Origin of the sequence: Thermococcus peptonophilus, from assembly GCF_001592435.1 — an archaeon.
In the GTDB taxonomy this organism is placed as follows: Archaea; Methanobacteriota_B; Thermococci; order Thermococcales; family Thermococcaceae; genus Thermococcus; species Thermococcus peptonophilus.
On the sequence record NZ_CP014750.1, the window covers coordinates 1,306,463 to 1,328,821 of the forward strand.

Consider the following 22,359-nt stretch of genomic DNA (forward strand, 5'->3'; position numbering starts at 1 on the left):
GGTGATAATCAATGGACTTTGCTGAGTTCCTTTACAGCCTTGGGGAGTTTGTAGAGTCTCTTTTTTCCCGGATAAAGAACGCTGTAAAGTCTTTCGTCTTTCCAGAGCGGTCTCAGGAACCACCACAGTTCAGGTTTCTATCCAGAATTGTACGTCAGGATTTTTCGGTCCACGAAAGTCTCAGCATGCTACTTCAGCTAGTATTTTTGGGATATTTAATAGCCGGTGTGGTTGTGGTGTATCTCGGAAAATTCTTGACCTTAATAATTCTCAGTGTTTTCTATTTCTTGGTTTTGAGATTCATCCTCATACGGTACTCAGATTACGTTTTAGATTTTGAAGCTTATCGGGTGTTCTATCTGGTGGTTAGTGCCATAGCCTTTGTTTCGTACACGGGGTATGTATTTTTGAGAAGATTATCCCTGAAACCATACTGGTACTACGCATACCTAGGCGTTATTGGATTTGGAGTTATCCTTTTCCGCTACTACTTTAAGTCCCGATACGGCAGGGACTACACCTACGGCATTGTTGAGGAGGTCAAGAACGATCTGGTTAGAGTCTTTGTTCACGATGACATAGCGGCGAACGTTAAACCCGGCTATTACTGGGTGCCTGCGGTTCCTGATGCCGAGCTGGGGGTCGTTGTGAAGCTTCTTGTGGAGGAGCGGGTATTCCGGAGTGCCAGGCCCGTGAGGATACTAGAAGTCTACATGGATGATCAATCTTCCCAGACGGAGACCGAACCAAAAGATGAGACAGAGTGAAGAATCAGCAGGTATATCGAGTGCTCTGGTTCGATTAGGTTGGTCTTTGCGAAGCCCACTCCGTCTTTTTTAATTCTGAGGGGTTCGACACCCATCTTCTGGGGAAATACTATGAGGGATTCATTCTCCTCTTTTAGCTGGTAGCCAATGCCAGAACATACTCTATTTATGAATTTTGTGAATTCATACCATTTTTGTATCGAGATATTATAATAAATTGTGTGTCCCATAATACATCAAGAAAAGGTAATTTTTTTGACTTTAAAAAGTTTTTGTCTGAACTGCTCAATTGGGCGGGACGTTTTTAACGGCTTTGCCCTAAGGGTGTCGGTGGTCGTATGGAGGAAGTAGTGGAGTTTCTCAAGTACCTGATACTTCTCTACGGCGGCCTATTTGCAATAACAAACCCAGTGGGTGCAGTTCCCGTCTTTCTGAGCGTTACTCATGACCTCTCTTGGAAAGAGCGGAGGGAGATCGCGTCCAAGACTGCTATATCAGTGGTTGCAACGCTCGTGGTCTTCGCCCTCCTTGGACAGTGGATATTCAAGTTCTTCGGGTCGAGCACCGATGCGTTTGCCATAGCCGGTGGGATACTGCTCTTCAGGATGGCCCTTGACATGCTTTCCGGAAAGCTGTCGTCGGTAAAAATCAGCAACGAAGAAACCGAGGAGTTCAGCGAGGAAGTTGTGACTCTTGAGGAAGTGGCAATAATTCCGCTTGCAATACCACTCATCTCCGGTCCTGGAGCGATAACAACTGTGATGCTTTACATGGCCAAGAGCACGACCAACCTTCAGAGGGTCGCAGTTATTCTGACGATAGTCCTAATTGGGATTACGGTCTGGTTTGTCCTCTGCTCCGCCAACAGGATAAAGGCCCGACTTGGACGGGTAGGAATCAAGGTGATGACGAGGATGATGGGTTTGATCTTAACTTCAATGGCTGTCCAGATGATAATCAACGGCATAAAGGGTGCGTTTGGACTTTAGAATGTCAACGTTTATAACTCCCGTCCTCTATCAATACTGGAGGTACAAACATGAAGGTTACCCTGGAAGTTACGTTTCGGATGGGCGGTGTCGATTTTAGGGGACACCGCTGGGATGGAGACACCTTAGTCTTTGAGTTCGAGCGCCGTGGAGATGCATACATTCAGGTTCTCAGCGACAGAAAGGTTGAAGTCGAAGTTGAGAAAAGGCCTAAAAAAGTCGTCGTTGAGCTGCACACAAAGGAAGGCACGAAGACCTACGAAGCCTTTGAGCGGGACGGCGTCTACATGGCCGCCGAGCTTTGAGTTACGTGCCTCTCAAACTTTTTAAGCACGTGAACGTTAGGTTTTCCGGTGGTGCCCATGTTCATGGCAGAGTTCAAGCTCCGCTTTGGAGACAGGAAGTGGTATGTGAGGAGGATCATCGAGGCTGAGAGCCTTGAAGAAGCTGAAGAAAAGGCCAGACGCTACGCCGAGCTGATGAACAAAGGCGAGGTAACCTGGGAGCTCAGCTATGTCATCGAGTCAAAGAGACCCCTCCTCGTGGGAGACGAGGAGCTGAAAAAGCTTGCTTAATCCCTGCTGATCTCGCCTGCGATGTTTCGTTCCATAATTTTTCTGATTTCTTCCAAATCTCTGGTGTGTCCCAGTGCCCACATGAGCTTTGTCAAAGCTGCTTCCTTTGTCATGTCGCCCGCCGGGATCACGCCGGCTTCAAGGGCTCTTCTCCCAACTTCATAGCGCGTCAGATCAACTCCCCCGTAAAGAGCCTGCGTCGTCATGACAACCGGTTTTTCTCTCGCTGTCTCGGAGACTACCTCCAGAAGATTTCTGCCCCTGTAGGGAATACCTCCAGCTCCGTAGCCTTCGAGGACGATTCCATCCGTGGTTCTGGCGACTGCTCTGAGAATCTCTGGTGAAAGCCCCGGAGTAAGTCTAATGTGGACAACGTTGGGGTCAAGCTCCGGGTCAAATAATGGCTCGCCATTTCCGATTCTGGGCTTATGCCTAACTAGGACTTCGTCGCCCTTCACGTAGGCTATGTCAGGATAGTTGATGCTCTGGAAGGCGTTGAGGCCGAGGGAGTGAACCTTGGAAACGCGCGTTCCGAGCATTATCTTGTCCATGAAAGCTACATATATACCGGGAAATCCCTTCCCTGCAAAGGTGAGTGCCGTTCTGAGGTTTCTGGGTGCGTCGCTGTTTGGTTCAGTTATCGGGAGCATTGAACCAGTTAGAACGACGGGCACCGGCGGGTTTCTTATCATAAAGCTCAGAGCAGAGGAAGTGTAGGCGAGGGTGTCTGTGCCGTGTGTTATTATTATGCCGTCGTATTCGTCAAAGGCCTTAAAAACCGCCCGTCCTATAGTTACCCAGTCTTCGGGCTGTATGAGGGTGCTGTCGAGGTTCAGGATGTCCTGCGTTTCTATCTTGACTCCGTCTCTTCTCTTAATTCCTGCAATCCGGAGAATGTCGTCCGCACTGAGCGCTGCCTTGTATCCCCTCTCAGTCTTTGCACTCGCTATGGTGCCCCCTGTGCCGAGAACAAGAATTTTCATAGCCCCACCCATCCTCCCTACGCTATCCTCTTTTTAGTCTTTTTGACAGAAAAATATGAGGATATTGGGAAAAATTTGTCAAAATGTCACTAGCGTTCGCGGATAAAGAACATAAGGACAAGCGCCAGCAGGTTCATCGCCGTGGAAAATAGGAAGCTGTAGGTCAGGGAGTAGGTCTTCCACAGGTAGCCCGCTATCACCGAGGCGGGAAGCACGAAGAGTCCGAAAACAGTGTGGTATGCTCCTATTATCGTGCCCTTCTCGTAGTCCTTGGCGAGGTCTGCCATGTAAGCCCTCGGAACGGTGTCCTCAATCGCTATGTAAAGGCCGTAGAGGACAAAAGCACCCACTAGCGTCGCCAAGTTATGAGCGTAGGCAAAGGCCAGTGAAGCTAAGGCTGCAACGGCAAAGCCAGCGGTTATCATCCTTTTCTTCCCGAACCTGTCCGAATATAAGCCTATCGGGTATGCCGAGAGTGCGTAGATTGTGTTGAAAAGAGCGTAGAAGGCCATCCCTTGGACGACGGTGTAACCAAGCTCCTCAGCCTTCCAGAGGGTAAAGGCATAGCTGTACCTCCCAAGTGCTCCAAGGGCAACGACCGCAAGGAAGAACTGCAGGTTTCTGTCCCTGAGCGTTGAGATTCCGGTTATCCTCTTTTTGACCTCCGCTCCTCTGTCCTTCACAAAGAGCAGGATAACTAAGAGTGAGATCAGCCCTGGGACTGCCGACAGCAGGAAGACGTAGCGGTAGGCCTTTTCAACCGGCAGGCCTTCGAGGAGCTTGAGGATGCCTATGGCGACGAGCGGACCAGCAACGGCCCCAAGCGTGTCCATCATCCTGTGGAAGCCGAAGGACTTGCCGGATTTACCCTTCTCGCTTGACTCGGCTATTAGAGCATCCCTCGGCGCTGTTCTTATTCCCTTACCTATCCTGTCAAGTGCCCTCAGCGTCAGAAAGTCCCACCAAGAGCGGGTGAAGGCCAAGGCACCCTTGGCAAGGGTTGAGAGTGCATAGCCGATAAAGACGAAGGTCTTCCTTTTCCTAAAGCGGTCGCTTACGTAGCCGAACGCCACCTTGAAGAGGGAGCTCATGCTCTCTATGGCACCCATTATTGAACCGCTAATGAGCTTACCTTCCCCGAGAACGTCGGTGAGGTAGCTCGGCACTATCGGGCTTATCATCTCGCTGCTCATGTCGTTCAGGAAGCTGACTATTCCGAGCAGGAAGACGTTCCAGCTTATTCCGAAGACCTTTCGCCCATTTTTGCCCCTTTCTCCGTTTTCCATGGCTCACTCCCCCAAGAGTTCTGAGCACAGCTCACGGACTTTTTCCTTCGCCCGTTTGAGAAGCTCCTCCCCCTTGGGCGTCGTCCTGTAAATTCGGACGCGCTTTCCGTTTTTGACTTCCCATCGGCTTTCCAGCAGGCCCATCTCTTCCATCCTGTGGAGGAGCGGGTAGATGGTGCCAGGGCTCACGCTGTACCCGTGTCTCTTCAGCTCTTCCATCATGAACGAGCCCGTCACCTCTCCTTTGCTTGCGTGGTGGAGTATATGGATGCCCATGAAGCCGAGGAGAACCCTCTTTATCATATCGAACACCGATATCGGTTTTCGATAGGAACGTATAAAAGGATTTCTGTTACTATTTATGAGTGGCCTTGCTCTCTGCGTTCTCCAAGCGGCTTTGTTTGGGACGATGGTCTTGCTTTCTTAATCTTTCTCCAGCACGTGCTTCTCCAGGACGTAGCAGTGGAACGTCCCCTCGAAAACCTTCTCTCCCTTTTCGTTGAAGACCTCTCCTTTGACTATTTTCTTCCTGCCGAGGTCTTCAACAATTTCAGCCCTCGCCAGAAGATTCTCCCCGACTTTCACGGGCTTGAGGAACCTAACTTCTGCTTTTCCGAGAACAACTGTCGGCTCGTTTACAGCGAGCATGGCCGCGTAATCCGCCAGCCCGAAAGTGAAGCCGCCGTGAACGAGTCCGTATTCGTCAACGGCCATCTCCTCAGTAGTTTCCAGAATGACCTCAGCTTCGGGTGGCCCAACTTTCACGGGCTTCCCGAGAAGCTTCTCCGAGGCCAGCTTATGCGTCCTTATCTCCATTCCCACCACCAGGTTTATTAAATCTGGGAAGGTAATAAGTTTGATGGATATGCACCCGCTTGAGGAGGCCATCAAGGTTAAAGGTTCCCCCGAGTTCACGAGGAGCGAGTTAGTCGGTATTCTTAGCTTCAGGCTCAGGAGGATGTCACCCACCGAGGCCAAGAAAGCCATCGAAGAATGGATCGAAGAAGGCCTTCTGGAGGAGAGGGAAGGGAAGTTTCTTGTCGTTATTGAAAAGTTGGAAGAAGAGAAAGATGTAGGTTCTCTGCTCGGTGAAATGGTCTCTTATATCGCCCGTTCCCTTGGATGGAACGAGCTTGAGGTTCTGGAAGGCGTTAAAAAGATGCGCGAACGCTATGGGGAGCTCGATGATGCCATTCTTGCCTACCTGTTTGGCATGGAGAAAGGTGTGGATATGTCGAAGTTCAGGGACAGGCTTCCAGAGTTATGAGTTCCGTTTAAGCCTTTTAACTCTCAATGTCAATATACAATTGGGTGAGGCCCATGCCAAAGGAGGCCCTCATAGTTGTTGATATGCAGCGCGACTTCATGCCCAGGGGAGCGCTCCCAGTACCGGAGGGCGACACCATCATTCCCAAATGCAACGAGTACATCAGAAAGTTCAAAGAGAAGGGTGCCCTTATAGTGGCCACGAGGGACTGGCATCCCCCTAACCACATCAGCTTTAAGGAGAGGGGCGGTCCTTGGCCACCACACTGCGTTCAGAACACCCCCGGAGCGGAGTTTGTTGTAGACCTGCCCGAGGACGCCGTAATAATCTCAAAGGCGACTGAGCCTGATAAGGAGGCCTACTCGGGCTTTGAAGGTACGAACCTCGCGGAAATTCTCAGGGAGAATGGCGTTGAGAAGGTTTACATCTGCGGTGTTGCCACGGAGTACTGTGTGAAAGCGACCGCCCTTGACGCGGCCAAGCACGGCTTTGAGACCTATCTCCTGAGCGATGCCGTTAAGGGCATCAACCCCGAGGACGAGAAGAAGGCTCTTGAAGAGATGAAGAAGGCCGGTGTGAAGATTCTGTGAGCTTTTTCCACTCTTTTACCAGGACTAGAAGGAGATTCAGAACAATTGGGCCGATTATTATGCCTTTGAGCCCCATAGCCCACGTTCCGCCAACCATTCCAATGAAGACCAGCGTCTCGTCCAGTTCAGTGTCCCTGGCGACGAGCATAGGCCTTATTGTGTAGTCCGGCATCGGGGAGACCAGAAGGGCACCGTAGACTGAGATGCCGATTGCATGGAGGTACATCCCATTGAGGGCGAAGTGGATGGCCGCCGCCAGCCATATCATCCATCCTTCGAAGAGTGGCACGAATGAAAACGCGAACGTTAAGAATCCGGCGATGACAGCAGTGTAGATGTCGGAAACACCAAAGACTATGTATCCAAGTGTCATTAGGATGCCCTTCGCAACGTTCAGGAGGAGCCATGCCCTCACGAGGGCAGAGAGGGTTTTGTGGACGCTTGTGAGTATTTCCTCGCCTAGTTCCCTTTTTTCTTCCGGCAGGAGTTCTCTGATGGTTCGTGCTATCTGCTCTGAATATGCGAGCCCGTAATAAAACGCCAGAAAGAATACGATGAGCTGAATTATGTACAGCGGTATCGAAAATGCCCTGCTTGAGACGTAGTCGGCTATTCTTGTAGTTGCCTCAGCTTTGATGTTAAAGATGAACTCTCTGGCATCCTCTGGTAGTGGGAGGGTTAGAATCCAGTTGAGGACATCCCCTATGCTCCCCGCGAATGATACTGCAAGCCTGAGTGACATCATGGCCAGTTCAAACGTTAAAGTTCCACCGAGAACGAGGAACGTGAAGCTGATAAGAACCGCTGACTCCCGGTTCCCCACAAATTTTCTCAGCCTTCGGTGGATGGGATAGAAGGCGTAGGCAAGAATAAGCCCAAAGAAAAGCGGCTCGAGAAAGGGATGAATAACCCTCCACGATACGTACAGGATAACTGCAATGACAGCCGCCCAAACTGCAGTTTCGACTTTCATGTTCCCCGGAGGGTTTATTTAGTCAGGATTATAAAAACCTCCCGGTGGTTTGAGATGGAGGAGCTGCTATCGAAGTTTGAAAAGCTGATTGCTGACGGCGATAGGATGTTCTCCAGCGGAGATTACAGCGGTGCCTACGAGTCGTATTTAAACGCCCTCTATGCCCTGGCCGCGATAGTGGTGTACAGGGGCACTGGCATGCTGGTTCCACCCGAACGGCTTCCCGGTTTTCTTGGCGGGTTTCCAGAGCTTGAGGATGCGATACGGAGGTACTCGGGGAGTGCTCCGAGCGAAGAAGCAGTAAGGTCTTTAAGGGAAGAACTCGAGAGACTCCGGGGAATGATGAGTTTGCCGAGTTCCGAGCGGTGACGAGGACTAACCTCTGACCCATATCACAGTTCCAATCCCATTAGTACAGAATGAGGACACCCGCCTTAGTGCTCTCTCAATTTCTCTGCCACCCCCCAGCTCTACCAGGACTTCTCCTTCGCGTGTAGAGAACTTCAGAGTGGTTACTGAACCATCATGATGAAGGGCAGGGGTACCTCTGATTGAAAGCCCTCCCAAGTTGTCTTTACCCCATATGGCATCAACTTCTAAGGTTTGAGAGTACATGAGGACGGTAAATTTGACCGTTTTTTCCACAGGTGTTATCGGCTCCCCATTCAGAAGTGCTCTCCCGTACGCGATGCAAACGGGAGTAGCTTTTGCAAAGCCATCAACGTACCTTCCCAAAACTTCATAAATCGTGGCGTCTCCCATATAGATACACCTCATAGTAATTGTTGGATGGAAAGTATATTGGTATTCGGTGGTTACCATGAGGATAGTTGCTGCTGACACTGGTGGTGCACTTCTTGATGATGCATATAACCCCATAGGGCTGATAGCGACCGTCGCCGTGCTCGTTGAAAAGCCCTACAGGACAGCTTCACTGAGCAGGGCCAAGTACGCGGATCCCTTTAACTACGACATGAGCGGGAGGCAGGCCATCAGGGATGAGGCCTATCTGGCCGTTGAACTTGCCAGGGAAGTTAAGCCCGACGTCGTGCACCTTGACTCCACAATTGGTGGAATAGAGGTCAGGAAGCTCGATGAACCAACGATAGAGGCGCTTGGCATAACCGATAGAGGTAAGGAAGTCTGGAAAGACCTATCCAAAGACCTCCAGCCGCTGGCAAAGAAGCTCTGGGAAGAAATGGGCATTGAGATAATCGCCATAGGAAAGTGGAGCGTCCCCGTCAGGATAGCTGAGATATATTCCGGAATATACACTGCCAAGTGGGCAATAGAATACGCCAGAAAGAACGGAAAGGTCTTAGTCGGGCTGCCTAGGTACATGAGAGTCGATATAAAACCCGGGAAGATATACGGCGAGAGCCTAGACCCGAGGGAGGGCGGCCTCTTTGGAGAGATTGAGGCCAATACGAAAGGTGTTAGTTGGGAGCTCTACCCCAACCCGCTCGTGAGGCGGTACATGGTGCTTGAGGTGTGGAAAGAATAGGGGGATTAAGCCCCCTTCTCCAGCTCGCTCGGGAACTTTATGGCGTCGAACGGGCACGTCTGGTTGCAGACGCCGCAGCCTGTGCAGAGGAGCTCGTCTATCTTAACTTTCCTCGTCTCCGGGTCATAGACGAGCGCTGGACAGCCGGTCAGGAGTATGCAGGCCTTACAGCCGGTGCATTTGTCCCCGATAACTATCGGTTTCTCTCCGATTTCGCCGCGCCTTATCACAGGAATGACGCACTCGCGCCTCGCTATTATCACAGCCGGGCCTTCAACCCTCATGGCTTCCTTGATGGCTTCCCTCGTTGCCTCGAGGTCATAGGGGTCAACGGTCTTGACGTATTTAACTCCCAATGCTTTGACAAGGGCCTCTATGTCGATCTCGTTGAACTTCCTTCCGGTCTCGCTTCCGCCGGTTCCAGGGTGCGGCTGGTGGCCGGTCATTGCAGTTGTTCTGTTGTCGAGTATCATAACTAAAACGTTCAGGTTCTTGTAGACGGCATCTATCAGCGGCTGAATTCCGTTGTGGAAGAAAGTTGAATCTCCAATGGTGGCGATTACCTTCTTGTCCATGACGACGCTCTGGCCGTTGGCAAGGCTTATGCTTGCACCCATTACGTATTCAGTCCAGATGGCCTCAAGCGGCGGGAGGAGCGATAGGGCGTAGCAACCTATGTCTCCGTGAATCGGAACCTTATAGCGACCGAGCTTGAGGTCTCTGAGGGCGTCGAGTACTGCCCTGTATGAGCCGCGGTGTGGGCAGCCGGGGCACATAACGGGTGGCCTCTTTGGAGCTAAGCTCTCGGCGTAGGCAACCTCTTCGGGCTTGATATACTCTTCGCTCTCCTCGCCGATGAGCTTGAGAAGGGCGTTTCTAACGAGGGAAGGTGTTAGCTCGCCCTCAGGCGGGAGGTGGCCGGTTCTCTTGCCGTAGATCGGCATATTTAGTCCGGCCTCGTAGGCCGCTATCTTCACTTCTTCCTCAAGGAATGGAGCACCGTCCTCAATTACTATGGCCTGCTCAACAGTTTTCAGAAACTCAACAACGAGCTTCTTCGGGAGCGGGTGCGGCGTTGAGAGCTTGAGAACCTTGAAGTCTGCGTTTATCTTTGGAAGGATCTCCTTCACGTAGTTGTATGGAGCTCCCTCAACGATTATTCCTAGTCTGGCGTCTTCTTCCCCTTCGACCCAGTTGAAGGGCATGGAGTTGAACTCCTCTTCTATCTTCCTGAGCGTCTCGTTGAGCCACCTGTGCCTCTTTCTGTTGCCCTCCATGCTGGCCCTTACATAGCGCTCGATGTCCTTCTTGAAGACGGGCTTCCGGTCAAGCTCGATGAACTCTCCGACCTCAACGTCGGCTGTTGTGTGGTTTACTCTCGTTGTCGTGCGGAAGATTATTGGGACTTTGTACCTCTCGCTCAGCTCATAGGCGTACTTTATGAGGTCGTGAGCCTCTTGAGGATCGGCGGGCTCAAGAACGGGGAGGAGGGAAATCTTGCCGTAGTACCTGTCGTCCTGCTCGGTCTGGCTCGTATGGGGCCCGGGGTCATCTGCGACGAGGATTACAAGCCCACCCTCAACGCCGGAGTAGGCGAGGCTCATGAGTGGATCGGCGGCAACGTTGAGGCCAACACACTTCATTGTTACCAGTGCCCGAAGGCCGGTATAGGCTACTCCAGCGGCCTCTTCTAATGCCACTTTCTCGTTGGGCGCCCACTCGGCAAAGACCTCCGGCTTCAGCCTCGCTATTGTCTCGACAACTTCAGTTGAGGGTGTTCCAGGATAACCTGTGGCAAAGACGACTCCGCTCTCAAGTGCGCCGTAGGCTATCGCCTCGTTTCCCATGAGGAGCTTCCTCTCTTTTTTAGCCGATGTCTCGAGTGAAGCGTTAGAAGGAGCGTTCTTTAGAGCCTCCACGATGACCACCATAGGCTTTCCGTGAATAAGGTTAAAACTCTATGCTCAGAAAAACACCTGCGAAAGCCGAAAAATATTCGAAAACATTGTGGGTGCAGAGGTGGGCTTAAATAGTCCTCCACCGTAGGTATCACTATGAAAGTTAAAGAACTCCTTGAGAAAGTTGACGAGGTTATAGCGAGCCTGAAGATAGCTATAGTCGCCAATCAGCAGAGGTCTATGGAGACTCCCTATACGAGCCTTGAGTTCACCCAGCGAGCTATTGAACTCCAGGAGGATTTAGACGACCTCTTGAAAGCCAGGAAATTTCTCCTCTCCCTTGATCCCGAGACCGATGCCGAAGAGCACTTCTCAAAGGAAGAGCTTGAGAAGTTCCTCAAGCTCCTTGAGCTCCTTAGGGATGCAGAGGCTCACTTCTACTGAGGTGATGCCCGTGGACTTCTGGGAGCTTGAAAGAATAGTTATTGAATTCATGGACGCCAGGAAATGGAAAAAGTACCACACACTAAAAAACCTGGCTATCTCCGCTGTAGTTGAGCTGGGGGAGCTTTTTGACCACTTCCAGTGGCTCAGCGATGAGGAAGATCCTTGAGGCCGTAAAAAACCCGAGAAGAAAGAAGAGGTCGCGGATGAGATAGCGGACGTTATAATATATCTCGTACTCCTGGCGCATGAGCTTGGAATAGACCTGGATGAGACCGTTGGCACGAAAATCAGAAAGAACAAAGCTAGCTATCCTCTCCCAGGAGACTGAGAAGGGCTTTCCTTAAGGATTCTACTTCTTCTCTCCCCAGCCTGTTTTTCTTCCAGCGCTCTTTCATGGTCAGGTTTTCGTCCTCGATGTCCAACACCGCCTTTCTTACTCCACCTCTCGGCCTGTTGCAGTCACCTTTCCATCTTGGAATAACATGAATGTGGATGTGGGGAACTGTCTGACCGGCTGCTTCTCCGAGGTTAATGCCAACGTTGAAGCCATCGGGATTCATGGCCTTTTTTAGGGTCTTCATGGAGAGGTCAACGCCCCTTATCAGAGCGGTTTTTTCTTTTTCGTCCAGCTCTTCCCACGTCTCGACGTGCCTTCTGGGGATGACAAGCACGTGCCCTCTGTTCGCAGGGTATCCATCGAGGATTATCCTTATCAGCTTGTCTTCGTACAGCAGATTTTCCCTTTTCGGACTGCAGAATGGACAGTCCATAGAACCACCAAAGACTTAAAACCACCTATCTTAAAAAGTCCCCGGTGGGAGCATGGGGGAAGAACTCAAGGAACTTGAGAGGACGTACCGAAAGCTTCTCTCGGCCGGTTTGCTGTTGCTTCTGGTAGGGTTTGGACTCATAATCTTTAAGCCCCTGGGGTGGACTGCGTCCATGATACTGGGGGCGATTATCTTTGCGGTGTCGTTCATCCCACTGGAGCTTGCGAGGAGAACCGCCAGGAGGATGGCAGTCATCGCTTTTAGAGGAGAATAGAAAAGCTTAATAGATGGCCTGTAGAGTAAGCTAAAGGAGTAAAGGGAATAGAGGTGATGTGAAATGGCGTTTGTACCACCGCAGGCCGGTTACGACCGGGCGATTACAGTATTCAGTCCTGATGGAAGGCTCTTCCAGGTCAACTATGCCAGGGAGGCAGTGAAGAGGGGAGCAACCGCTGTCGGTGTCAAGTGGAAGGAAGGGGTAGTTCTAGCCGTTGAGAAGAGAATCACAAGCAAGCTCATCGAACCGAGCAGCTATGAGAAGATATTCCTCATTGACGACCACATAGCGGCCGCTCCGAGCGGTATTATTGCCGATGCTAGGGTTTTGGTTGACAGGGCCAGGCTCGAGGCGCAGATTTACCGCCTCACCTACGGCGAACCCGTCCCGCTCACCGTTCTGGTGAAGAAGATATGCGACCTCAAGCAGGCCCACACCCAGTACGGGGGTGTGAGGCCCTTCGGCGCCGCCCTGCTTATGGCGGGCGTAAATGAGAAGCCCGAGCTGTTCGAGACGGACCCGAGCGGTGCCTACTTCGAGTGGAAGGCAGTCGCTATAGGAAGCGGAAGGAACACCGCGATGGCGATTTTTGAGGAGCACTACAAGGATGACATTGGAAAAGACGACGCAATAAAGCTCGCAATCCTTGCCTTGGCCAAAACGCTCGAAGAGCCTAGTGTCGATGCTATAGAGGTCGCTTACATTACCATGGAAGACAAGCGCTGGAAGAAGCTCCCGAGGGAAGAGCTTGAGAAGTACCTCAATGAGGTCCTCCAGGAAGTCAAGGAAGAGGAAGTCGAGGAGAGGGAAGAGGACTACTCCGAACTTGACCAGAACTACTGAGGTGACGGGCGATGCCAATAAGTGTTGATAAGGCTGTCATCGCCCGTCTGAAGACCCATGGTGAGACTTTCGAGATACTGGTCGATCCTTACCTGGCGAGGGACTTCAAGGAGGGCAAGGACGTTCCCATAGAGGAGATCCTCGCCACCCCCTATGTTTTTAAGGACGCCCACAAGGGCGATAAAGCTAGCGAGCACGAGATGGAGAAGATATTCGGAACCAGCGATCCCTACGAGGTCGCGAAGATAATCCTCCGAAAGGGTGAGGTTCAGCTGACAGCTGAGCAGAGGCGCAAGATGCTCGAGGACAAGAAGCGCTACATAGCAATGGTAATCCACAGGCATGCAGTAGATCCGAGGACTGGTTATCCGCACCCGGTTGACAGAATTCTCAGAGCCATGGAAGAGGCAGGGGTGCACATTGACATATTCAAAGATGCCGAAGCTCAGGTTCCGCAGGTGATAAAGGCGATAAGGCCCCTACTCCCGATAAAGCTAGAGGTTAAGGTAATAGCAGTGAAGATACCTGGGGACTACGTGGGAAAGGCCTATGGGGAGGTCAGGAAGTTTGGCACAATCAAGAGGGAGGAGTGGGGAAGCGACGGTTCATGGATGTTCATAATTGAGATACCCGGTGGAGTTGAGGAGGAGTTTTACGAAAAGCTCAACGCCCTTACGAAGGGCGAGGCGATAACTAAACTGTTAGAGAGGAAGGGCCTATGAAGAAGATTTTTGTAAAACCAAGGGAGCTCGTTGTCCCTGGGACTTTACTCGCCCAGGGGCCTTTTAAGAACGGAAGAGGAACTTTCAGGGAAGGCAACGCAATCTATTCCACAGTTATCGGCCTTGTTGAGATCAGAGGGAACGTGATAAGAGTCATACCACTTGAGGGACCGTACATCCCAGAGGTCGGGGACAACGTCCTGGGGAAGATAGTTGATGTCAAGTTCTCCAGCTGGACGGTGGACATCGGGGCACCCTACCAGGCAAGCCTCAGAGTTCCGGATGCCGTTGAGGAGAGGATAGACCTGCTCAAGACCGACCTGAGGAAGATATTCGACATCGGTGACATAATCTATGCCAAAGTTAAGGCCTTCAACGAGGTAAATCAGATTGACCTGACGACCAAGGGGATGCCCTTCAAGGGAGGTCCTCTTAGAGGTGGTCAGCTGGTCACAATAACACCGTCCAAAGTTCCCAGGCTTATAGGCAAGGGCGGTTCGATGATCAACATGATAAAGACCCTCACCGGAACGAGGATAATAGTTGGTCAGAACGGCTGGGTATGGGTCAGCGGAAAGAACGACGAGCTTGAGAGGCTCGCAATCGAGGCGATACTCAAGGTTGACAGGGAGAGCCACACCCAGGGCCTCACCGACCGCGTTAAGGAGTTTATCCTGAGCAGGCTCAGGGAGCTTAAGGAGCAGGGAGTAATAGAGGAAATACCCGAGATTAACGAAGAAGAGGGTGGAAAAGATGATGGGCAGGCCTGAAGGATTAAAGCTCATTGATGAGAACGGTAAGAGAATTGATGGTAGAAAGAAGTACGAGCTTAGGCCTATCAAGATGGAAGTGGGTGTCCTCAAGAACGCCGACGGTTCTGCCTACATAGAGTGGGGCAAGAACAAGGTTCTGGCTGCAGTCTACGGCCCGAGGGAGATACATCCAAAGCACCTCCAGAGGCCGGACAGGGCTATACTCAGGGTCAGGTACAACATGGCACCCTTCAGCGTTGAGGAGAGGAAGAAACCAGGGCCGGACAGAAGGAGCGTTGAGATAAGCAAGGTCATAAGGGGTGCACTTGAGCCGGCGTTGCTCCTCCACATGTTCCCCAGGACTGCCATAGACGTCTTCATCGAGATACTCCAGGCAGATGCCGGTACGAGGGTTGCCGGAATAACGGCAGCTTCACTCGCTCTGGCGGATGCTGGGATTCCAATGAAAGACTTGGTGGCAGCATGCGCCGCTGGAAAGATAGATGGCGAGATAGTGCTCGACCTCAACAAGGAGGAGGACAACTACGGAGAGGCGGACGTGCCAGTGGCTATAATGCCCCTCAAGAACGACATAACGCTCCTTCAGATGGATGGCTACCTGACGAAGGAGGAGTTCCTCGAGGCAGTGAGACTTGCCATAAAGGGCGCCAAAGCCGTTTACCAGAAGCAGAGGGAGGCCCTCAAAGAAAAGTACCTCAAAATAGCCCAGGAGGTTGAGGGAAATGAGTGAGATGGAAGTCATGGCCAGCATAATGCGCGATCACATCATCGAACTGCTCCGCGAGGGCAAGAGAATAGACGGCCGCTCCTTCGAGGACTACCGCGACCTTGAGATCAAGGTCAACGTTATCGAGAAGGCCGAGGGCTCCGCCTGGGTCAGGCTGGGTGACACCCAAGTTCTAGTGGGCATTAAGGCTGAACTTGGCGAACCGTTCCCCGACCTGCCCGACAGGGGCGTCATAACGACAAACGTTGAGCTCGTCCCGCTCGCCTCACCGACATTTGAACCCGGTCCGCCGGACGAGAACGCAATCGAGCTGGCGCGCGTCGTTGACAGGGGCATCAGGGAGAGCCAGGCTGTTGATCTGGAGAAGCTCGTTATAGTTCCTGGTAAGCTCGTCAGGGTTATATTCATAGACGTCCACGTCCTCGACCACGGCGGCAACCTCCTTGACGCCAGCGGAATCGGTGCAATAGCGGCGTTACTCAGCACGAAGCTGCCAAAGGTCAGCTACAACGAAGAAACTGGTGAAGTCGAAATACTCGACGAGTACGAGCCCCTCCCGGTTAACCATGTCCCAATCCCGGTTACCTTTGCCAAGATTGGCAACTCAATAGTCGTTGACCCGAACCTCGATGAGGAGCGCGTCATGGATGGCAGGCTAACCCTTACAACGGACGAGACCGGACACATCTCAGCAGCCCAGAAGGGTGAAGCTGGGGCCTTCAAGCTTGAAGAGGTCATGTACGCCCTTGAAGTTGCCCTGAAGAAGGGCAACGAGATAAGGGAGAAGGTTCTGAAGGCCGTTGGAAGGGCCTGATGCAATTCTTTTCTATTTTTGGGTGGTCGCTATGGACGTCATCATGGCACTGGCTGCAGCAGTTTTCATTGGGTTTACGGCAAGAACACTTTATCTCCTGCTTCGCGAGGAGCGCAAGAAAGATCTTCTCCTGACCACAGCTATGTGGGGTTTGGCCCTCGTTGTTTGGGGGTTGTATCTCATTACAGTTAAGGGGAAGACTCAGATTCGCGTTATAGTGGTGATGTTCGGTTTGACCGCGTTCCTGCTCTCGTTCATAGGCTTGTTCCGGCTTCTTGAGGAGAGTCCATCGGAGTTTGGGAAAGAGCTATAAAGGAAAACATCAAAAAGTAAGACAGTTCACGGTCAATCGGGGGGAATCGTTATGGGACTGTTTGACAGCTTAAAAAAGAAGGATATAAAGCCGGCGGTAAAACCTCCCAGCATAAAGAAGGAGGTTACGGGCCAGAAAACCCCTGCTCCTTCCAGAACAGATGTAGAGGTCATCCCTGTTGAGGAGGATGTTCTTGCTAAGGAGCTTGTTAAACCGCAGCTGAGGTACCTGCACAAGGTAACTATCACCAGCTATTCCGACCTCGAAAAGGTGTCCAAAGAGCTACAGGACGGCAACATTGTACTCGTTGACCTCACTCCTCTTGAGAAGAGACCTGACGTCCTTGAGAAGGTCGTCCAGCAGATCAAAGGCATGGTCAGCGCCCTCGACGGACAGGCTGCCAAGGTCTGCAAGCACGAGATAAAGCTCATCCTCCTGCCGAGCGATATAAAAATCGCCAAGTGAGGTTTGTATTTTGCCCCTGCATCTCTATTCTTCCACCCTCCCATGAATTTATAAACGGTTCTCGGTACTTAGCTTCGGTGATGCTCATGGGTGAAAACGGCGAGAAGAAGGAGAAAGTTGAAGTTCGCGAGGATCTCGGCGAGGTTCAGATTATCTCACTTGGAGACTGTCCAATCTGCGGTGGGAAGGGCACTTTCAAGGCCATTCAGCACATCCACGAGATACCCTACTTCGGCAAGGTCATGGAGAGCACTATATACTGCGAGAAGTGTGGTTACCGCAACGCCGATGTCATGATCCTCGAGGACAGGCCGCCGAAGCTCTACACTGTCAAAGTTGAGGAGGGGAAGGACCTCTTCACGCGCGTTGTCAGGAGCAAGAGCGGTACTATAGAGCTTGACGAAATCGGCGTCAAGATCGAGCCTGGACCGGCCTCGGAGGGCTTTATCACTAATGTTGAAGGAGTCCTTGAAAGGGTCAGGGAAACACTCCTCATGGCCAGGGAGTTCAGGAGGCAGGAGGGAGACGAAGAGGCCGTTAAGAAAGCCAACGAGATACTCCAGTACATCGAAGACGTCAAGGAAGGGAAGAAGCCGATAACGGTGAGGATAATGGACCCGCTCGGCAACAGCGCCCTTATAGGTGAGAAGGTGAAGAGCAGGCTCTTGACGGAGGAGGAAATAAAGAAGCTGAGCCCTGGCCCGTACGTTCTCGTTCCGGAGGTCGGGGAAGAGGGCGCTCCGGAAGACAATAAGAATGGCACTGGCCAACAAAACTCTGAGGTCAGTTAGAGGTAAACGACGTCCCTCACGAGCAAGTCTTCAATCAGAGCTTTCACCCATGGTTTTCTCGTTTTCCTTGAGAGGTGGATTATGCCATCAACGTGGATTCCGTAGCGCTCCTTCATCTCCTCCCTGCTCATCGGCTCCTTGAAGAGGAACGGCCTCTCTATCGTGAAGGCGTAGCCGTACTCCCTTATGTAATTGCCGAGCCACTTCTTACCATTCTCTCCGTGAACCAAGGTCAGCCCGCTAGTGTCCTTTGTCATCTCCCACAGCGTGTCGAGGTCGGCCTTGATGACCTCACCAACCTCAAAGCCACCAGCTATCGTCCCTCTCTGCGTTAAGGTCTGCTCCTCGTGGAGGCCGAGCCTTCTCAATGTGTCCCTCAGCTCGTATGGGTTTCCCCTTGCCACGTAGAGGAAGACTATGTCTCCCTCCCCGAAGGCCCTGCTCTTCCTGAGCTCCACCGTCTTAAGCCCTCTGAATATCAGCTCCGCGTAGACCTGGTGCAGGGCTATGACGTGCTCCATGCTTCCACCGTTCGAAAGGTATAAAATCGGTTAAAAAGAGTTTGGTTTGATGAGGAAAACCCGGGTGGTTGATGAAAGGCGGCAGGGGTTTCTTGTGCGCTCCGCGTTATTGAACTTTGTTATTGCCCTTGTAAGTTATCTCATCTTCGGTCTAGGACTTTTCCCGATGTTTCTAACCATTGGATTCTTTTTCCTTCTCCTCGACAGGCTCGGCATCCCTGCCGTTGAACTCGATGTTGGGGGCTCAGTCTATCGGATATACCCAAGCCGGAACTTCTCTGAGATTGTGGTTGAAGGTGAAGAAAGGAAAACTTTTCCCCTTCTTCCAGGCAAAAACACAATCGAGGTTCGTGGGAAGGTAATTGCGGTTTATCTGGTGCCGAGACGCTTCTTTCCCTCCGTTTTGATAGAGTTCGATGGAGAGAAGCTCAAACTAGTCTGAGCGCCGCCTTAATCACGTCACTTACGACACCGCTGGCAGTCTCCTTAAGCCCCGCCCCAGCTCCTTTTATGATGAGCTCCCCCAGCAGGTCGGTCTTTATGACGGCCGCGTTCTCGTGGCTCTCCACCGCGAGCGGGCTTTCTTTTGGTATCTCTGCGGGTTCAACGACAACGTTCCCTTTTTCTATCCTCGCAACCAGCCGGATTGTCTTTCCCTTCGTCTTTGCCCTTTCAATCTCTCCCTCGGTGACCTCTGCTATCCCCCTGACTTTGATCTCTTCGTACGTTATCGGATGGAATGCAAGGCAGTGCAGTATCGTGGCCTTATAGCCAGCGTCTATGCCAAGTACATCTCCACTCGGGTCTCTCTCTGCTATCCCAAGCTTCTGTGCCTTTGCAAGTGCTTCCTCAAAGCTCAAACCCCTTTCCATCTGGGTCAGGATAAAGGTCGTTGTCGCGTTGAGGACAGCCTCAATTCTCTGGACTTCGTCTCCGAGCAGGTTCTCCCGAAGAAGGCCCACTATCGGCGTCCCGGCCATCACTGTCGCCTCAAACAGGTATGGAAGTTCCCTCTTTTCGGCCTCACTGATGAGCTCCCGGTAGTGGTACGCCAGAGGAGGCTTGTTGCTCGTTACGATGCCCTTTCCTTCCTTCAATGCCCTGAGATGCCACGTCCAGGCTTCCCTATCGTTGGTGACGTCCACGACTATCTCCGAGTCAACCTCCCTGACTGCCTCTTCGGGTGTTAGTTCGTAAACCTCGTAGTCGTTGGTCCACGCGGAGAGCCTGCCGAAGTTTTCCTTCACGAGAAGGGCCTCCCTCAGGTCTATTCCCTCAGGAAGCCAGACGGTTCCACTTGTGTCTGAAATGCTGATAACGTTTATCCTTATCCCATAACGCTCCTCAAAAAGCCTGCCCTTTTCAATAAGAACCTTCGCCGTTGCCCTTCCAACGTTCCCAAAACCGACAAGGGAAACCTTGATCTCCCTCAAGAACACCACCCGGGTAAAATTAGGAAAGAGGCTTAAATTATCACTTGTTCAGTATGACCTTTATTATGTCCATGTCCCTGACGATGCCGACGAGCTCGTCCTGCCCCCTTATGACGGGAAGCTGTTCTATCTCGTACTTGACCATCTTCTGAGCCACGTCGTAGACGCTCATGTGGGGTGTCGCCACAACGACGTTGAGGTTCATAATCTCCTCGACTGGCTTCTTTGGAAGTTGGAGCTCGGCCTTCTCAAAGAGCAGTGTTGGGTGGCTTTCGAGTATCCAGTCCTCCTCGCTGGAAGCTGCCAGCTCGGTGCTCTTCATAACTCTAACGACCTCGCTGTCCCTGAGGAGATCAGTCTCGTCAACCATTCCTATCAGGCGCCCTTCATCGTCTATCACAGGTATTGCCATAGCGTTGCATAGGAGTAAGGCCTTAAGGGCCGCTTTTAGGGGAGTTCCCCTCCATACGACACCCACGTGTCTCTGGTAGTAGGGCTCTATGGTCACTTCCTTGAGCTTTTCGTTCTTTGATAGGTATCTTCTCACGATGTCGCCAACGGTCAGAATGCCGACGGGCCTGTTCTCATCGTCAACCACAACGACGCGTCTGTAGTCCATTTCAAGCATTCTCCTAACGGCTTTCTTCAGGTCGTCGTTTGCCTTGACAGTGGGGACTTCCCTCTTGACGAGCATGGCCAGCTGATCCTCATCCGGGTGGAGGAGGACGCGCTTGATGCTGACTATGCCCACGAGCTTTCCGTCCTTTCCAACGACAGGGAATGAACGTACCTTGTGTTTCCTGAACAGCTCGATAGCGTATTCCCTCGTTGCCGGTAGCTGAATTACAACCGGGTCCTTCGTCATCAGGGTTTTTACCCTCATTTTCACCACCGCTCTATCTAAAGCGCCCTCCTTGTATTTTAATGTTTTGGAAGATGGGAGAAGGAAAAAGGCTCAGCCCAGAAGGGCTAGGAAAACACCGGCAACAACTGCCGTTCCTATAACTCCAGCAACGTTTGGCCCCATGGCGTGCATGAGGATGAAGTTGCCCGGATCCTCTTCCCTCGCAATCCTCTGGACGACCCTGGCCGACATCGGGACCGCTGAAACCCCTGCGGCACCTATCATCGGGTTTATCCTTCCGCCGCTGAGCTTCATCATGAGCTTGCCGAAGAGAACTCCTCCGGCTGTGGCGCTGGCGAAGGCAACAACACCGAGGCCGAGTATCATGAGGGTCTGGGCCGTGAGGAAGCTCTCGGCGCGCATCGTTGAGCCGACGCCGAGGCCGAGGAAGATAGTGACGATGTTCATCAGCTCCTCCTGTGCCGCTTTGCTCAGCCTCTCGACAACACCGCTCTCCCTGAACAGGTTGCCTATCATGAGCATACCTATCAGTGGAGCGGCACTGGGGACGAGCAGGCCAATGACTATCATTGTGATTACCGGGAAGAGTATCTTTTCCCTTTTTGATACTGGCCTCAGTTGCTCCATTCTTATCTTCCTTTCCTCCGGGCTTGTGAGGGCCTTGATGATCGGCGGCTGGATGAGCGGAACGAGGCTCATGTAAGAGTAAGCGGCAACCGCAGTAGCGGCTAGTATCTCCGGGGCAAGCTTGGTCGTTAGATAGATGGTCGTCGGCCCGTCGGCACCGCCGATGATGCCTATGCTTGCCGCCTGGTGGAGGTTGAAGCCGAGGGCTAGGGCTGTTAGCATGGCCACGAAGACACCTATCTGTGCCGCCGCTCCAAGGAGAGCCGTCTTTGGATCCGCTATCATCGGCCCGAAGTCGGTCATTGCTCCGAGACCGAAGAAGATGAGGAGGGGAACGACTTCCGTCTTGACGAGGAGGTAGTAGATCAGGTCGAACAGACCAGGCTCGCCGTAGTGCTCGCTCATGTAAGCTATCGTCTTAAAGATGCTGTCGCTGACGTTTTCGGGGAGGTTCACAGCTACCGGCCAGTTGGCTATGCCGCTCAGCGGCAGGTTGACGAGCACCGCCGTGATGCCTATCGGGAGGAGCAGGAGCGGCTCCATCTCGTACCTGATGGCCAGATAGACGAGCGTCAGGCCCACTAGGATCATCACGACGTTCCCTACCGTTAGGTGAAGGAGGCCGAGGGTGTTTATGAAGTCAACGAACGTTGCCATAGCCCTTCACCCTATTTCTATTAGTGGGTCGCCGGTGTTTACGGTGTCGCCTTCTTTGACTAGGATTTTCTTTACGATACCGTCTTTTGGTGCTGGAATTTCATTCTCCATCTTCATTGCTTCAAGAACGAGCAGTCCCTGTCCGGTCTTGACTTGGTCGCCTTCCTTCACGAGTATTTTGAGGATTTTGCCCGGCATTGGGGCGGTGACAACACCTTCACCAGCGGCAGCTGGAGTAGGAGCTGGCGCCGTCGGTGCTGGTGTCGGGGCAGGAGCGGGAACCGGAGACGGAGCTGGAGCGCTTGAAGCGGAAGCTGGGGCAGAGGGAACGCTTGCCAGAGCGCTCACGTCTATTCCTAATCCCTTGGCCTCAACCTCGTAGGTCTTGTCCCCAAAGCTCACCCTGAACTTTCCTCCTGGCAGTTCCTCAACCTCGACGTCGTATTCAACACCCTCAACGATGACCTTAACCTTCGCCATTC

35 protein-coding genes are annotated in these 22,359 nt (G+C 52.2%); 21 read left to right on the top strand and 14 right to left on the bottom strand.

The window, feature by feature from the left end; all coding sequences use genetic code 11:
- Nucleotides 1-11: 11 nt before the first annotated feature.
- Nucleotides 12-767: a DUF2101 family protein gene (locus A0127_RS06935; protein ID WP_062389714.1), complete on the top strand. Its 756-nt coding sequence runs from the start codon at nucleotides 12-14 to the stop codon at nucleotides 765-767.
- Here A0127_RS06935 and A0127_RS10420 read toward each other — a convergent pair.
- On the bottom strand, nucleotides 722-997 hold the full coding sequence (locus A0127_RS10420; protein ID WP_082781405.1) for a TonB-dependent receptor: 276 nt from the start codon (nucleotides 995-997) through the stop codon (nucleotides 722-724). The two genes, A0127_RS06935 and A0127_RS10420, sit on opposite strands and share 46 nt — an antisense overlap.
- A gap of 108 nt (nucleotides 998-1,105) precedes the next feature.
- Here A0127_RS10420 and snatA point away from each other — a divergent pair, with 108 nt between their 5' ends.
- The 3 genes from snatA to A0127_RS06950 are packed head-to-tail and all read left to right on the top strand — an operon-like array spanning nucleotide 1,106 to nucleotide 2,331.
- Nucleotides 1,106-1,756 (top strand): neutral amino acid NAAT transporter SnatA, encoded by a 651-nt coding sequence (snatA, locus tag A0127_RS06940; RefSeq protein ID WP_062389717.1) that lies wholly within the window; start codon nucleotides 1,106-1,108, stop codon nucleotides 1,754-1,756.
- Nucleotides 1,757-1,806: 50 nt separating this feature from the next.
- Nucleotides 1,807-2,061, top strand: a complete 255-nt coding sequence (locus A0127_RS06945; protein ID WP_011250609.1) for a hypothetical protein — start codon at nucleotides 1,807-1,809, stop codon at nucleotides 2,059-2,061.
- Nucleotides 2,062-2,118: 57 nt separating this feature from the next.
- The gene (locus tag A0127_RS06950; protein ID WP_054841111.1) at nucleotides 2,119-2,331 is read left to right on the top strand and encodes a hypothetical protein; all 213 of its coding nucleotides are present in this window, start codon (nucleotides 2,119-2,121) and stop codon (nucleotides 2,329-2,331) included.
- On the opposite strand, the gene A0127_RS06955 is transcribed toward A0127_RS06950, so the two are convergent.
- From A0127_RS06955 to A0127_RS06970, 4 genes are all read right to left on the bottom strand, one after another.
- Nucleotides 2,328-3,314, bottom strand: a complete 987-nt coding sequence (locus A0127_RS06955; protein ID WP_062389720.1) for an asparaginase — start codon at nucleotides 3,312-3,314, stop codon at nucleotides 2,328-2,330. The two genes, A0127_RS06950 and A0127_RS06955, sit on opposite strands and share 4 nt — an antisense overlap.
- 89 nt (nucleotides 3,315-3,403) lie before the next feature.
- Nucleotides 3,404-4,600 carry an MFS transporter gene (locus A0127_RS06960; RefSeq protein WP_062389721.1) on the bottom strand — a complete coding sequence of 399 codons (1,197 nt, stop codon included), beginning with the start codon at nucleotides 4,598-4,600 and terminating at the stop codon, nucleotides 3,404-3,406.
- 3 nt (nucleotides 4,601-4,603) lie between these two features.
- Entirely contained in the window at nucleotides 4,604-4,903 is a 300-nt protein-coding gene (locus A0127_RS06965) for a PadR family transcriptional regulator (protein ID WP_062389725.1), read from the bottom strand.
- 120 nt (nucleotides 4,904-5,023) lie between these two features.
- Nucleotides 5,024-5,416: a PaaI family thioesterase gene (locus A0127_RS06970; protein ID WP_062389728.1), complete on the bottom strand. Its 393-nt coding sequence runs from the start codon at nucleotides 5,414-5,416 to the stop codon at nucleotides 5,024-5,026.
- A gap of 49 nt (nucleotides 5,417-5,465) precedes the next feature.
- On the opposite strand from A0127_RS06970, the gene A0127_RS06975 reads away from it, so the two are divergent.
- Both A0127_RS06975 and A0127_RS06980 read left to right on the top strand, forming a co-directional pair.
- Entirely contained in the window at nucleotides 5,466-5,867 is a 402-nt protein-coding gene (locus A0127_RS06975) for a DUF2240 family protein (RefSeq protein ID WP_054841133.1), read from the top strand.
- A gap of 53 nt (nucleotides 5,868-5,920) precedes the next feature.
- Nucleotides 5,921-6,457, top strand: a complete 537-nt coding sequence (locus A0127_RS06980; protein WP_062389731.1) for a nicotinamidase — start codon at nucleotides 5,921-5,923, stop codon at nucleotides 6,455-6,457.
- On the opposite strand, the gene A0127_RS06985 is transcribed toward A0127_RS06980, so the two are convergent.
- Nucleotides 6,393-7,430, bottom strand: a complete 1,038-nt coding sequence (locus tag A0127_RS06985; RefSeq protein WP_062389734.1) for an AI-2E family transporter — start codon at nucleotides 7,428-7,430, stop codon at nucleotides 6,393-6,395. The two genes, A0127_RS06980 and A0127_RS06985, sit on opposite strands and share 65 nt — an antisense overlap.
- A gap of 54 nt (nucleotides 7,431-7,484) precedes the next feature.
- Here A0127_RS06985 and A0127_RS06990 point away from each other — a divergent pair, with 54 nt between their 5' ends.
- Complete coding sequence (locus A0127_RS06990) at nucleotides 7,485-7,799, top strand: hypothetical protein (RefSeq protein WP_062389737.1); 315 nt, start codon at nucleotides 7,485-7,487, stop codon at nucleotides 7,797-7,799.
- A 6-nt stretch (nucleotides 7,800-7,805) separates the two neighbouring features.
- Here the strand turns inward: A0127_RS06990 and A0127_RS06995 are convergent, their stop codons facing one another.
- The gene (locus A0127_RS06995; protein ID WP_062389741.1) at nucleotides 7,806-8,192 is read right to left on the bottom strand and encodes a hypothetical protein; all 387 of its coding nucleotides are present in this window, start codon (nucleotides 8,190-8,192) and stop codon (nucleotides 7,806-7,808) included.
- A gap of 58 nt (nucleotides 8,193-8,250) precedes the next feature.
- Here A0127_RS06995 and A0127_RS07000 point away from each other — a divergent pair, with 58 nt between their 5' ends.
- Entirely contained in the window at nucleotides 8,251-8,934 is a 684-nt protein-coding gene (locus tag A0127_RS07000; protein WP_062389743.1) for a DUF4152 family protein, read from the top strand.
- Nucleotides 8,935-8,939: 5 nt separating this feature from the next.
- Here A0127_RS07000 and iorA read toward each other — a convergent pair whose 3' ends face one another.
- On the bottom strand, nucleotides 8,940-10,865 hold the full coding sequence (gene iorA / locus A0127_RS07005; protein ID WP_394347077.1) for an indolepyruvate ferredoxin oxidoreductase subunit alpha: 1,926 nt from the start codon (nucleotides 10,863-10,865) through the stop codon (nucleotides 8,940-8,942).
- 123 nt (nucleotides 10,866-10,988) lie between these two features.
- On the opposite strand from iorA, the gene A0127_RS07010 reads away from it, so the two are divergent.
- The 3 genes from A0127_RS07010 to A0127_RS10755 all read left to right on the top strand — a co-directional run bounded on the left by A0127_RS07010 (nucleotide 10,989) and on the right by A0127_RS10755 (nucleotide 11,607).
- Nucleotides 10,989-11,276 carry a hypothetical protein gene (locus tag A0127_RS07010; RefSeq protein WP_054841117.1) on the top strand — a complete coding sequence of 96 codons (288 nt, stop codon included), beginning with the start codon at nucleotides 10,989-10,991 and terminating at the stop codon, nucleotides 11,274-11,276.
- A 4-nt stretch (nucleotides 11,277-11,280) separates the two neighbouring features.
- On the top strand, nucleotides 11,281-11,445 hold the full coding sequence (locus A0127_RS10750) for a nucleoside triphosphate pyrophosphohydrolase family protein (protein ID WP_231855744.1): 165 nt from the start codon (nucleotides 11,281-11,283) through the stop codon (nucleotides 11,443-11,445).
- Nucleotides 11,446-11,517: 72 nt separating this feature from the next.
- Nucleotides 11,518-11,607 (top strand): nucleoside triphosphate pyrophosphohydrolase family protein, encoded by a 90-nt coding sequence (locus A0127_RS10755; protein ID WP_231855823.1) that lies wholly within the window; start codon nucleotides 11,518-11,520, stop codon nucleotides 11,605-11,607.
- Here the strand turns inward: A0127_RS10755 and A0127_RS07020 are convergent.
- Nucleotides 11,582-12,049, bottom strand: coding sequence for an HIT family protein (locus A0127_RS07020; RefSeq protein WP_062389749.1), 468 nt, complete (start codon nucleotides 12,047-12,049; stop codon nucleotides 11,582-11,584). The genes A0127_RS10755 and A0127_RS07020 overlap by 26 nt on opposite strands.
- 52 nt (nucleotides 12,050-12,101) lie before the next feature.
- Here A0127_RS07020 and A0127_RS07025 point away from each other — a divergent pair, with 52 nt between their 5' ends.
- From A0127_RS07025 to A0127_RS07065, 9 genes are all read left to right on the top strand, one after another.
- Complete coding sequence (locus A0127_RS07025) at nucleotides 12,102-12,323, top strand: hypothetical protein (RefSeq protein ID WP_062389752.1); 222 nt, start codon at nucleotides 12,102-12,104, stop codon at nucleotides 12,321-12,323.
- A 63-nt stretch (nucleotides 12,324-12,386) separates the two neighbouring features.
- Nucleotides 12,387-13,169, top strand: a complete 783-nt coding sequence (gene psmA / locus A0127_RS07030) for an archaeal proteasome endopeptidase complex subunit alpha (RefSeq protein ID WP_062389755.1) — start codon at nucleotides 12,387-12,389, stop codon at nucleotides 13,167-13,169.
- A gap of 11 nt (nucleotides 13,170-13,180) precedes the next feature.
- Nucleotides 13,181-13,891 carry a ribosome assembly factor SBDS gene (locus tag A0127_RS07035; RefSeq protein WP_062389758.1) on the top strand — a complete coding sequence of 237 codons (711 nt, stop codon included), beginning with the start codon at nucleotides 13,181-13,183 and terminating at the stop codon, nucleotides 13,889-13,891.
- Entirely contained in the window at nucleotides 13,888-14,661 is a 774-nt protein-coding gene (gene rrp4, locus A0127_RS07040) for an exosome complex RNA-binding protein Rrp4 (RefSeq protein ID WP_062389760.1), read from the top strand. The genes A0127_RS07035 and rrp4 overlap by 4 nt, the downstream gene beginning before the upstream one ends.
- Entirely contained in the window at nucleotides 14,645-15,394 is a 750-nt protein-coding gene (rrp41, locus tag A0127_RS07045) for an exosome complex exonuclease Rrp41 (protein WP_062389763.1), read from the top strand. The genes rrp4 and rrp41 overlap by 17 nt, the downstream gene beginning before the upstream one ends.
- Nucleotides 15,387-16,205, top strand: a complete 819-nt coding sequence (gene rrp42, locus A0127_RS07050; RefSeq protein WP_197463568.1) for an exosome complex protein Rrp42 — start codon at nucleotides 15,387-15,389, stop codon at nucleotides 16,203-16,205. The genes rrp41 and rrp42 overlap by 8 nt, the downstream gene beginning before the upstream one ends.
- A 31-nt stretch (nucleotides 16,206-16,236) precedes the next feature.
- Nucleotides 16,237-16,518, top strand: a complete 282-nt coding sequence (locus A0127_RS07055) for a hypothetical protein (protein WP_062389765.1) — start codon at nucleotides 16,237-16,239, stop codon at nucleotides 16,516-16,518.
- Between the two features lie 51 nt (nucleotides 16,519-16,569).
- Nucleotides 16,570-16,983: a cell division protein SepF gene (locus tag A0127_RS07060; RefSeq protein ID WP_062389768.1), complete on the top strand. Its 414-nt coding sequence runs from the start codon at nucleotides 16,570-16,572 to the stop codon at nucleotides 16,981-16,983.
- Nucleotides 16,984-17,069: 86 nt separating this feature from the next.
- Nucleotides 17,070-17,774 carry a ZPR1 zinc finger domain-containing protein gene (locus A0127_RS07065; RefSeq protein WP_062389771.1) on the top strand — a complete coding sequence of 235 codons (705 nt, stop codon included), beginning with the start codon at nucleotides 17,070-17,072 and terminating at the stop codon, nucleotides 17,772-17,774.
- On the opposite strand, the gene A0127_RS07070 is transcribed toward A0127_RS07065, so the two are convergent.
- On the bottom strand, nucleotides 17,771-18,295 hold the full coding sequence (locus A0127_RS07070) for an ASCH domain-containing protein (RefSeq protein WP_062389773.1): 525 nt from the start codon (nucleotides 18,293-18,295) through the stop codon (nucleotides 17,771-17,773). The genes A0127_RS07065 and A0127_RS07070 overlap by 4 nt on opposite strands.
- A 64-nt stretch (nucleotides 18,296-18,359) precedes the next feature.
- On the opposite strand from A0127_RS07070, the gene A0127_RS07075 reads away from it, so the two are divergent.
- Nucleotides 18,360-18,737: a hypothetical protein gene (locus A0127_RS07075; RefSeq protein WP_156471175.1), complete on the top strand. Its 378-nt coding sequence runs from the start codon at nucleotides 18,360-18,362 to the stop codon at nucleotides 18,735-18,737.
- On the opposite strand, the gene A0127_RS07080 is transcribed toward A0127_RS07075, so the two are convergent.
- The 4 genes from A0127_RS07080 to A0127_RS07095 all read right to left on the bottom strand — a co-directional run bounded on the left by A0127_RS07080 (nucleotide 18,724) and on the right by A0127_RS07095 (nucleotide 22,357).
- Nucleotides 18,724-19,728, bottom strand: coding sequence for a homoserine dehydrogenase (locus A0127_RS07080; RefSeq protein ID WP_062389779.1), 1,005 nt, complete (start codon nucleotides 19,726-19,728; stop codon nucleotides 18,724-18,726). The genes A0127_RS07075 and A0127_RS07080 overlap by 14 nt on opposite strands.
- 40 nt (nucleotides 19,729-19,768) lie before the next feature.
- The gene (locus tag A0127_RS07085; protein WP_062389782.1) at nucleotides 19,769-20,611 is read right to left on the bottom strand and encodes a CBS domain-containing protein; all 843 of its coding nucleotides are present in this window, start codon (nucleotides 20,609-20,611) and stop codon (nucleotides 19,769-19,771) included.
- 72 nt (nucleotides 20,612-20,683) lie between these two features.
- A complete protein-coding gene (locus A0127_RS07090; RefSeq protein WP_062389785.1) occupies nucleotides 20,684-21,877 on the bottom strand; it encodes a sodium ion-translocating decarboxylase subunit beta in 1,194 nt (397 codons plus the stop codon).
- 6 nt (nucleotides 21,878-21,883) lie between these two features.
- Nucleotides 21,884-22,357 (bottom strand): acetyl-CoA carboxylase biotin carboxyl carrier protein subunit, encoded by a 474-nt coding sequence (locus A0127_RS07095; RefSeq protein ID WP_062389788.1) that lies wholly within the window; start codon nucleotides 22,355-22,357, stop codon nucleotides 21,884-21,886.
- Nucleotides 22,358-22,359: the final 2 nt, after the last annotated feature.